The organism is Porphyromonas sp. HMSC077F02 (genome assembly GCF_001815465.1).
Taxonomy (GTDB): Bacteria; Bacteroidota; Bacteroidia; order Bacteroidales; family Porphyromonadaceae; genus Porphyromonas_A; species Porphyromonas_A somerae.
In genome coordinates, this window is record NZ_KV820682.1 from 36,057 (window position 1) to 44,406 (window position 8,350).

The following is an 8,350-nucleotide window of genomic DNA, read 5'->3' on the forward strand; positions in this document are numbered from 1 at the left end:
CCGTACACTCTAGCATCGCCGTACACTCTAGCATCGCCGCACACTCTAGCATCGCCGCACACTCCAGCATCGCCGTACACTATAGCGTCATTATACACCCAGCAGTTTCCGTAGTGCGATAGATTTTCCTCCGACTGTACATAACCACCGATGTCTCCTTTTTTCACGTCGCCAAAATCTCTCAACGCTCTTATTCGCATCAGATTCGTGTCTCCGCATATAGTGATTTCGCTCCCTTGTATTAACTCATACTTCTTATTTTCCATTTTTCATCTCCTTTCTAATCGTCATCAATAGCACTGCATTCACCAGCCCAGTTACAAAGCAAAAAGACACGAGGTAATCTCCGCACCCTGCGCTAAAGCCCATCATCACTAGACAAATCACAAGCCCCACACAAAGCGCCCAGTCTAAGAAAGCGTCTGGCCTATTTCTATTCATCTCCATTTCATCAGTCAAAAAATCTTTTACTATCTCAATAAGTTCACAATTCAGAGCTCTAGGAGACTTTCCGTCCCAGAACGAAACCGAGCGCCAACCAAAGTCAACGCCATCAACCTCAAATACCATTTGCGATTCCAGCTCTCTAACCTTAATGCCCTTATACCACTTAGTGGTGTCAAATTCTTCTCTAGTCATATTCACTATGAAAAAGTGGGGTGGTGTCCCGCTGGCACTGCATTCGTTGCCTGCTTAAAACCGACGCACCAGCACTCCTCACCGCCGTGAGCGAGCTAGACACCACCCCATTGTTAACTACTTCATCTTTTCCTTCATCTCCGCCAGCCTATTCTTGCCACGCTTATTTAGTCTACCGAGCAACTGAAGGGCGTTAAGGAGTTGAAACTCCGTGACCCCTGCTTCCTCCCAAAGCTTATCCAGTAGCTCAGAGTATGGCATCTTGAAGCGGTGCTCCGCATAGACCTCCAGGCCGACGCACATATTCTGAATTACCTTGCGCTTCTTCATTGCCATACTAGAAGGGCAGATCCTCGCCCCGCTTATTAAATGGAGCTTGTGGCGTCTGCGTTTGAGGCGTGGACTGCACCCCCTGCGGTGGCATCTGATACCCCTGCATTGGAGGTTGCTGGTAGCCCTGCATAGGCTGTGCGAAGCCACCCTGAGGAGGCATCTGCATACCCATACCTGCTTGTACGGGAGCCACTGCGATCGCATTCACATTGCTGTACCACTTCCCTTGATACTCACGGCTCTCCACAGAGATTTGCACCTGCACCGACTGCCCCACTTGGAGAGGTACGATACGGTTGTTAAACATATCAAAGGCGATATACTTCGGATACTGATCTTGCGTCTGTAAAACCGCCGTCTGCTTCTTCCACTCCTTGCCACTCGCTTTGCCTACGCCATTCTCTTCTGGGAGAACGTGGGTGATAACACCTTGTACAATCAAATTACTCATCTTAAAAACATTTATTAATTACTGAAACTTATACTCTCTAGTCTAAAGGTGACACTCGGAGCACCGCCCACATAAGCCCGAAGTGGCAGAAGCTTCATAGAAGCCACCGTGCCATTACGTGGAATACCCTCTATCTTCATCGGGTCGAGGTCGCTCGCCCTCTTTGCTGTAAAGTAGTAGCACCCCTTGTATAGGGTGTGCCCCTTCTCATCGCCATCCTTTAGCAGGTCGGTATCGTCAAGTTTCACCCCCATTGCCCAGATAGCCTCAACTATCTTCTCCAGCGTGCTGTTGTCGTCCTTTGGCACTAATACGTCCAGCCGATAGTAGCTTTTACGCTCCGTGGGGCGTCTAATTGGCTCCGAGAGGTGCAGGTAGTTGACCACTGCTCGTATCTCTATACTCTTCTTCACTTCAGTAGGAACCTCCTCGTCCCGGGCTTCTCAATGATATACCGCTTCGCCATCTCAGGGTGGTCTCTTTCAAACGCCTTGCGGTCGAACGAACTGACACCATTGGAGCCCCGCCAAGTGGCCAGTAGCTCACCATGAAACGTTAGCTCAGTAGCGTCACTCAGTGCCAGCTTAATCTCTTCCTCTAGCCTAGTCTTGCCCGCCTCAAGCTCTGCGATTTGGTCTTTCAGCATCTTGAGTCGTTGGCACGCCTGGTAAGTACTTGTATTCGCTTCCACCTCCTTGCCCTTCGTTCCGATGCCGTACTTCGCTAGGATATCATCACTATTAATGGGCTTAGGCTCTTGGCGTCCTTGAATATTATCCACGTAAAAACGCTCAGCAGACTCACGAAGGAAGTCGTAAAACTCAGGCACCAACTTGATGTGCTGATAGCCAAACGTACGACCAGAGGAGAGCCACGCCAACGTACCCTCGTGAATACCCGTTACCCCCATATTCATCTGTAGTTGGCAGAACCACCACTCGGGGAGGTTGTCGGGGTCTATAGCCATCTGAGTAGTCTTAATCTCCACCACCTCTCTAGTACCGTCCGTTCTAGTAGCGTAACGGTCGGGAGATACCCTCAGGTGCGGCGCCTGGTCATCGTATACAATGAAGTCACCCACACTATCGGGGTCGATCATCGCCCCCGTTTCATCTGCATAAAGGGTGGCTACCGTATCCTCCATAAGGTGCCCCAACTTCATCGGCAGGGTTTCTTCCTTTGCAGGGTCCAGCCCCAGCTTTCTCCGCCAAAGTGAGTAGGGGGTTTCATAAGGGTTAAGCCCCACAATCGTAGCGATGTCACTCGCTCCGATGCCCGCCGTTCGGCTCTCAAGCCAATCCTCACGGCTGTTGAATTTCTTAGTAACAATCATCTCTAAACTGCTCTATATTGGGAGCCAAAATAATCGGTATATAAAGCGTTTCTGTTTGGTACGTAAAACATTTCCGTTTGATACGAGAAATAGAAATGTTTCATACACCGATTATTTTAGCCCGTTACTTACTCCATTTATTCACAACTCTTCGATACCTTCAACCTCGCTCAGATCGTCCGCCAATTCTTCCTGCGTCACCTCATCAAGGCCTTCATCTGTGATACCGCTAATCTCCTCCTCCGCCTCCTCCGTGGTCGCTTTTTTCGGACTTGATGGCAGTGGCTTCACCTCTACACCGTCATAGCTGGCAGGGAGGACGCTCGTAAGCCATTCATCGATTTCCGCTTTCTTATAGAAGCTCTTGGCGTTATTCAGTCCTGCAGTGCCACGCATAAAGGCAGGCTTGTAGCTGGGTATATTGCCCCGAGAGGTAAGGCTTTTCAGCGTCGCACGTGCGTACCCCGTGTACAATACTAGGTCATCGAGCGTTAATACATTCTTAATCCCTAGGAGGGCTATTCGGTCGCTCATTGATAGCCCCTTTGCGTTATTCGTTGCCATAGTTAGTTAGCTTTCATCTTGTTACCGTCCTTACTCTCTACCTTCACCGCCTCAGGCTCTGCCGTCGCTGTTGCCTCTTGTGGTATCTCCTCCACACTCTCTGCTTTCTCTGCTACACTCTTCGCCATTGCCTGCTTCGCTTTTTCCATTGCCGAGGTCGCCTGCGTTTGGCTAGTAGCATCTACCTGAGTGGCTTCTACCTCGCTGTACTCTGCCACCTCTTCGGCCGTGTACATCGCCCCCAGTTGAGTGGGGAACGCCTCACGGAGTGCTTGCACCTTGGCAATCTTGGCTATCATCGTGGACTTCTTTTCATTCCAAACCGACTGCTGTTTGTCGTACTCATTGAGGTTGACCTTTGCCACCACGGGGTAATCTCTATCCGACCGGTAGACCTCTGCCCACCCACCTAGCAACACATCGCCAGGAGCTTGAAAGCACCCCTCCACCTCTAGCACCTGCCAGGGCTGATCCTTTTGCCCCTGCCTGCCGATGATGATACCCGAGCGGATCCCTTTGAAGTTGGCGTTTTCCTCCGCCCGCTTAAAATAGGCCTCTTTACTCGTAATCATCTGAGCCGGCTGCGTGCCATACTTCACGAGGTACGCCTCGTTTAGGAACGGATTTAGTTTGTTAAACTTGCATAGACTGATAAATAGCATCACATCTTGCTCCGTCACCTTGCCATTACCCCGAGTGAGGTAGGTCGCCACCGTAGTGGGGGTGAGGGTGATTTCATTTCCACCTACTGAGTAGGTTGCCTTAATCTCTTTTGTTTGTACCATAGTTGTAATATTTATAAGTTGTTATTGCTTTGTCTTATGCTCTTGGGGCTTCTTTTTCTTCGCCTCTTTCGCTGTATATTCTTTTAGAAACTTGTCGCTAGCTATTAGCATTTCACCAACTAGTCGGTTCATCTCTATCATCTCTTTCATCTGTGCCATAGTATTTAGTTATTCCATTCATCGTTAAAGGCTTCAAACGCCTTGTTAATATCGCAAATCATCGTGCGGCCATTCTTCTTTACCGCCCCACGGAGGTAGCCATCGGCTACCATTTGATCCAGCTTGTCAGTACCGATACCTAGAGCCTCGGCAATCTTCTTCCGCCCGCTCACTATCTGCGAGCCACTGCCCCGAGTTGTCGCCCTGAGGGCTTTAGCTACCTCGCTAGCTACAATCGCCCTCAGGTCGTTCTCTCTTAGGTCAATTAGCCTCTCGTTGTCCATATCGTTTTTCAATTTTATAGGCTAGCAAAAACGCCACAAACGCCACCGCCTTAGTCGCCACCGCAATACCTGCATAGAGCGCCAAACTCATATCTGCATCATCGCTTGGCATCAGGATAACCGCCACCACCCCCACGCACACTAGTAGAATTTTTAACGTTTGCATAACTTTATATCATCTTCTGAAATGTTAAAGACCTCGCAAAGGTCAATCTCATACTCGTCGCTAATCGTGCTATAAAGTGTTAGGCGACTAATGGAGAGAGAGCTGTATATAGGAGTAACTTCGCAGTCGCTAGGTGTATAGTAGTCACCATAGCTGTAGACCGCCTCATAGCTAATTGAGGCATCAAAGTCAATCCAAAAGTTACTACCCATTTCGCAGTAGCTCAGAGATGCGCTGCCGTCCCGCCCTATTTGCTCGCAGTTGTCAGCAGCCGTACGAATGAATTCTGCCACCTCTTTAATCACTCGCTCTCTAGTAGTGGAGCATTTGATAGCCATTTCCAAAAAGTATCTTTTGAAATCTATCACGCTATCGCGGTCATACCAATTTAAGTCCAGTGCCGTTGTCATAGTCTTTCTCGTTTGTTCGTTTTTCTATTTATCCCTTATTATATATATGAGTGTCTCGCCACTCACTGTCAAGTACCTTCGCTCTTGGTACTTTAGTCGAACCTTTACAAGGTTTGTGTTTACTGTCTCTCGTCTCTCAATGGGGTATTGTATCTTCTGACCCACCCTCATTTTCTCAAAGGGTGTCACCCCTATTACCTCTCTACTCACTTGCTTTCATACTTAGTCTCATTTATTATGTTTACATTTGTAGCTATATAATTGGTACGATTGTGAGGTGTACCCCCTTTGTTGCTACAAAGGTAAAGATACTTTACCATACAACCAAAAGAAAAGGTGTATTTATTTACCTTTTAAGATACTTTAACTATGAATGAAAAGAAGCTAAGAGCGTCGCAAGTAATCAACTACTTGATATATAAAGGCATAGCAAAGACGCAAAAGGAAATAGGAGATATGCTAGGATATGGAGAAAGCTACTTTTCCCAAATCATATCAGGTGCAAAACCACTGTCCGATGGGGTCTTGGTTAAACTTCTTACACTTGATGAAGGTAAAGAAATTAACCTAGACTGGCTCCTCACAGGCGAAGGGACGATGCTAGTAGGGGAGCAAGAGGTTAAGGCAAACGCAAAGGAGCTGGACCCAGAGGGGCTCAACTGGATCAGCGTACCTGTAATACCTTTCAGAGCTATGGCGGGCTCTACCGGTTGGTATGAAGATGTTTTTGCGGACGAGTGGAAAGAGAAGCGAACGGTCATAGCCCCGCTCGGAGCTAAAGCAATCGACCACGCTATCTTCACCGTCACAGGAGACTCTATGGAGCCAACGCTGATAGAAGGAGATGAGATACTCGCAAAGCACGTCCCCTTTGACTGCTATAAGGAGAACCGACTAAGGATCTATAATTACAGCATCTGGATTATAGCTACCAAAAGCGAAGGAATACTCATTAAGAACATCACAGAGCACGACGTGGAGAACCATACCATCACCTGTCATTCTTTTAATGATAAGTACTCCGACTTTGTACTTGACCTCTCCGAGGTAAAGGACATCTACCACATCGTCTCCCTCACCCGTAACTATTAACCAGTAATAAAAAATAAAGCTATGAATAGATTAGTACTTTCCCTGCTGGCTGTGCTTCTTCTTTTTTCGTGCACACCAAAAGATACACATACTGAGTTCCTAGGGATCTCCCTCGGAGAGCCTGCAAAAGTGTTTATTGATAAGCTTGAGCAGAAGGACTTCACGCATTTAGATACAGATAGAGGAAGGCCATTCACACACCATATGCTAGTAGGCACATTCTCTGGGGCGGCGGGCTGTCTTGTTGACGTTATGGAAAACGATTATGGGAATATTTGGTCGGTTGACGTTACATTCCCTTCCTCACTTTCTTTCGAAGATGCAAAGAGTCAGTATCAAGACATCAAAGAGAGTTTAGTAAAGAAGTACGGTAAAACCAAAGCTACTTCAAAGGAGCGTATTGACCCCAGCCTTTTGAGTTCAGAGACAGAAGTAATAACCGCTTTCCAGTCCGAAGAAGCAGAATATAAAACAACCATAAATCTGAAAAATGGAGGGTATATCTACCTGAGTATTGAATACTACGATTTCATGGGAGGCTTCTGTGTAGCGATATCATATACGGATAGCTTGTCAAACTATACATCAAAAGAAAAGATGAGCAACGATTTGTGATGAAGTGGACCTACAGCATAACTCCTTTTAGAGAGGAGGGCGGAGAAGCCTCCCTTAGACTGCGAGTATCCTTTAACTCAAAGCGAGTGGATATGCTCCTCGGGCTAAAGGTGGAGGTAGCGAAGTGGGACAAAGACACGATGCGGGTACGGCCGAACACCTTCCACACCAAGAAGAGAGTGCCAGCCAACTACATTAATCGGACCATACAGAGCCACATCGACACTGTGGAAAGTATATTCTACAGCTATGAGGACAAGGGGATAGTACCCACAGCGGATCGATTTAGGGACGATTTTAATACACGGCTAGGGAAGTCAACCGCAAGCTCTACCTCCCTCGTAGCTATAGCCGAAAAGATGATGAAGGAGGTCGGACCAGTCAGGCAGTGGGCACAGTCGGGCTATGATAAAATGGTAGCCCTCATCAGGAAGATAAATGCAGTCTCCCCCGACTGCAAGGTAGAGGATATCGACACCGAGTGGATGGACGCCTTTGTGAAATACCTCACCTATTCGGAGAGGTTAAACAATAGCACGGTGGTAGGATACATTAAGCGTATCAAGGCTCTCCTAGCGTTTGCCGAGAGAGAGGGGCACACCGTTAGGGTGGAGGCAAAGACATACACCAACCAACTAAAGACGATACCAAAGCCAGTGATATTCCTCACCTGGGAGGAGCTAATGAATATGCTTACCTTTGAGCTCCCCTTCCCATACCTTGAGAAAGCCCGTGACCTTTTCTGCATCTCTGCGTTCACGGGGCTAAGATACTCCGACCTTGCGAAGCTGCAGCCAAGCGACATCACAGATGAGTATATAACGGTAGTCACAAAAAAGACCTCAGACCCACTTCGGATAGACATCAACAAATACAGTCGCCAGCTCCTAGATAAGTACGACAATAAGATACCTCAACTGAGTAACCAAAAGTGTAATAAGTACATCAAGGAAGTAGGTATGTATTGCGGGATCAATGAGCCAATCCGTACCGTAGCAATCAAAGGGGGGAAGCGAGTGGAGCGAGTGCAACCAAAGTGGCAGATGCTAAGCACCCACGCAGGCCGACGTACATTCATCTGTAACGCCCTGATGCTAGGTATTCCCCCAGATGTGGTAATGAAGTGGACCGGCCACAAAGACTACGACGCAATGCGACCATACATAGCAATAGCCGACGGAGTGAAAAAAGAGATGATGGACCGCTTCAACGCCCTCTAACCCGGCACTTTCGGGTACAATTTGGGTACACAAACGCCACATCAATTATCACTACGGCATAGTTCGAATCCCCCCGCTTCCGCAGTAAAGGGTGTAAATCAACGTTTTACGTGGTTTACACCCTTTTTCGCACCCAAAAATCTACACTTAAGATTGATTTGAGGAAGAATACTTTAATCTTGCACCGAAGAGTTATGAGCATCTCCGACTTTTTGCCGATATCTCCCCTAGTGGTATGTACTACAAAGTGATAATACTCAAAAAGTGGTTCATCCGACATTTCGTGTGATACGGCAGTC

Annotated in this window: 16 protein-coding genes; 3 read left to right on the plus strand and 13 right to left on the minus strand. The window is 47.6% G+C overall.

Translation table 11 applies throughout. The features are described from left to right. The 12 genes from HMPREF3027_RS09700 to HMPREF3027_RS07180 form a co-directional block, all read right to left on the minus strand. A partial coding sequence (locus HMPREF3027_RS09700; RefSeq protein ID WP_210400688.1) for a hypothetical protein occupies positions 1–266 on the minus strand: 266 nt, incomplete at its 3' end. Then, the gene (locus HMPREF3027_RS07135) at positions 256–639 is read right to left on the minus strand and encodes a hypothetical protein (protein WP_070707813.1); all 384 of its coding nucleotides are present in this window, start codon (positions 637–639) and stop codon (positions 256–258) included. The genes HMPREF3027_RS09700 and HMPREF3027_RS07135, both read right to left, overlap by 11 nt. Positions 640–756: 117 nt before the next feature. After that, positions 757–975 carry a hypothetical protein gene (locus tag HMPREF3027_RS07140; RefSeq protein ID WP_070707814.1) on the minus strand — a complete coding sequence of 73 codons (219 nt, stop codon included), beginning with the start codon at positions 973–975 and terminating at the stop codon, positions 757–759. Between the two features lies 1 nt (position 976). Further along, positions 977–1,423 carry a DUF3127 domain-containing protein gene (locus HMPREF3027_RS07145; protein ID WP_070707815.1) on the minus strand — a complete coding sequence of 149 codons (447 nt, stop codon included), beginning with the start codon at positions 1,421–1,423 and terminating at the stop codon, positions 977–979. A gap of 14 nt (positions 1,424–1,437) precedes the next feature. Next, entirely contained in the window at positions 1,438–1,836 is a 399-nt protein-coding gene (locus HMPREF3027_RS07150; protein ID WP_070707816.1) for an ssDNA-binding protein, read from the minus strand. Beyond that, complete coding sequence (locus HMPREF3027_RS07155; RefSeq protein ID WP_070707817.1) at positions 1,833–2,756, minus strand: YqaJ viral recombinase family nuclease; 924 nt, start codon at positions 2,754–2,756, stop codon at positions 1,833–1,835. Before HMPREF3027_RS07155 ends, HMPREF3027_RS07150 begins: the two co-directional genes overlap by 4 nt. 141 nt (positions 2,757–2,897) lie before the next feature. Next, positions 2,898–3,320, minus strand: a complete 423-nt coding sequence (locus tag HMPREF3027_RS07160; RefSeq protein WP_070707818.1) for a helix-turn-helix transcriptional regulator — start codon at positions 3,318–3,320, stop codon at positions 2,898–2,900. A gap of 2 nt (positions 3,321–3,322) precedes the next feature. Further along, a complete protein-coding gene (bet, locus tag HMPREF3027_RS07165) occupies positions 3,323–4,105 on the minus strand; it encodes a phage recombination protein Bet (RefSeq protein WP_083317549.1) in 783 nt (260 codons plus the stop codon). Positions 4,106–4,126: 21 nt separating this feature from the next. After that, a complete protein-coding gene (locus HMPREF3027_RS09625) occupies positions 4,127–4,264 on the minus strand; it encodes a hypothetical protein (RefSeq protein WP_168165883.1) in 138 nt (45 codons plus the stop codon). A gap of 5 nt (positions 4,265–4,269) precedes the next feature. Further along, the gene (locus HMPREF3027_RS07170; RefSeq protein WP_070707820.1) at positions 4,270–4,548 is read right to left on the minus strand and encodes a DUF3853 family protein; all 279 of its coding nucleotides are present in this window, start codon (positions 4,546–4,548) and stop codon (positions 4,270–4,272) included. Further along, positions 4,526–4,714: a hypothetical protein gene (locus tag HMPREF3027_RS07175; RefSeq protein WP_070707821.1), complete on the minus strand. Its 189-nt coding sequence runs from the start codon at positions 4,712–4,714 to the stop codon at positions 4,526–4,528. The genes HMPREF3027_RS07170 and HMPREF3027_RS07175 overlap by 23 nt, the downstream gene beginning before the upstream one ends. Then, positions 4,702–5,124, minus strand: coding sequence for a hypothetical protein (locus tag HMPREF3027_RS07180; protein WP_070707822.1), 423 nt, complete (start codon positions 5,122–5,124; stop codon positions 4,702–4,704). The genes HMPREF3027_RS07175 and HMPREF3027_RS07180 overlap by 13 nt, the downstream gene beginning before the upstream one ends. 369 nt (positions 5,125–5,493) lie before the next feature. Between HMPREF3027_RS07180 and HMPREF3027_RS07185 the strand changes: the two genes are divergently transcribed. The 3 genes from HMPREF3027_RS07185 to HMPREF3027_RS07195 are packed head-to-tail and all read left to right on the plus strand — an operon-like array spanning position 5,494 to position 8,051. Continuing rightward, positions 5,494–6,216, plus strand: a complete 723-nt coding sequence (locus tag HMPREF3027_RS07185) for a S24 family peptidase (protein ID WP_070707823.1) — start codon at positions 5,494–5,496, stop codon at positions 6,214–6,216. Between the two features lie 21 nt (positions 6,217–6,237). Further along, positions 6,238–6,831 carry a F0F1 ATP synthase subunit delta gene (locus HMPREF3027_RS07190; protein WP_070707824.1) on the plus strand — a complete coding sequence of 198 codons (594 nt, stop codon included), beginning with the start codon at positions 6,238–6,240 and terminating at the stop codon, positions 6,829–6,831. After that, positions 6,831–8,051: a site-specific integrase gene (locus HMPREF3027_RS07195; protein ID WP_070707825.1), complete on the plus strand. Its 1,221-nt coding sequence runs from the start codon at positions 6,831–6,833 to the stop codon at positions 8,049–8,051. Before HMPREF3027_RS07190 ends, HMPREF3027_RS07195 begins: the two co-directional genes overlap by 1 nt. A gap of 115 nt (positions 8,052–8,166) precedes the next feature. On the opposite strand, the gene HMPREF3027_RS09705 is transcribed toward HMPREF3027_RS07195, so the two are convergent. Next, positions 8,167–8,350 (minus strand): hypothetical protein (locus tag HMPREF3027_RS09705; RefSeq protein WP_210400689.1); only part of this gene is annotated, 184 nt, incomplete at its 5' end.

What these genes read in the sequence shown, in the direction of transcription:
- HMPREF3027_RS07135 (WP_070707813.1), bottom strand. Translation starts at nt 639, where the DNA reads ATGACTAGAGAAGAATTTGACACCACTAAGTGGTATAAGGGCATTAAG.
- HMPREF3027_RS07140 (WP_070707814.1), bottom strand. Translation starts at nt 975, where the DNA reads ATGGCAATGAAGAAGCGCAAGGTAATTCAGAATATGTGCGTCGGCCTG.
- HMPREF3027_RS07145 (WP_070707815.1), bottom strand. Translation starts at nt 1,423, where the DNA reads ATGAGTAATTTGATTGTACAAGGTGTTATCACCCACGTTCTCCCAGAA.
- HMPREF3027_RS07155 (WP_070707817.1), bottom strand. Translation starts at nt 2,756, where the DNA reads ATGATTGTTACTAAGAAATTCAACAGCCGTGAGGATTGGCTTGAGAGC.
- HMPREF3027_RS07160 (WP_070707818.1), bottom strand. Translation starts at nt 3,320, where the DNA reads ATGGCAACGAATAACGCAAAGGGGCTATCAATGAGCGACCGAATAGCC.
- bet (WP_083317549.1), bottom strand. Translation starts at nt 4,105, where the DNA reads ATGGTACAAACAAAAGAGATTAAGGCAACCTACTCAGTAGGTGGAAAT.
- HMPREF3027_RS09625 (WP_168165883.1), bottom strand. Translation starts at nt 4,264, where the DNA reads ATGGCACAGATGAAAGAGATGATAGAGATGAACCGACTAGTTGGTGAA.
- HMPREF3027_RS07170 (WP_070707820.1), bottom strand. Translation starts at nt 4,548, where the DNA reads ATGGACAACGAGAGGCTAATTGACCTAAGAGAGAACGACCTGAGGGCG.
- HMPREF3027_RS07175 (WP_070707821.1), bottom strand. Translation starts at nt 4,714, where the DNA reads ATGCAAACGTTAAAAATTCTACTAGTGTGCGTGGGGGTGGTGGCGGTT.
- HMPREF3027_RS07180 (WP_070707822.1), bottom strand. Translation starts at nt 5,124, where the DNA reads ATGACAACGGCACTGGACTTAAATTGGTATGACCGCGATAGCGTGATA.
- HMPREF3027_RS07185 (WP_070707823.1), top strand. Translation starts at nt 5,494, where the DNA reads ATGAATGAAAAGAAGCTAAGAGCGTCGCAAGTAATCAACTACTTGATA.
- HMPREF3027_RS07190 (WP_070707824.1), top strand. Translation starts at nt 6,238, where the DNA reads ATGAATAGATTAGTACTTTCCCTGCTGGCTGTGCTTCTTCTTTTTTCG.
- HMPREF3027_RS07195 (WP_070707825.1), top strand. Translation starts at nt 6,831, where the DNA reads ATGAAGTGGACCTACAGCATAACTCCTTTTAGAGAGGAGGGCGGAGAA.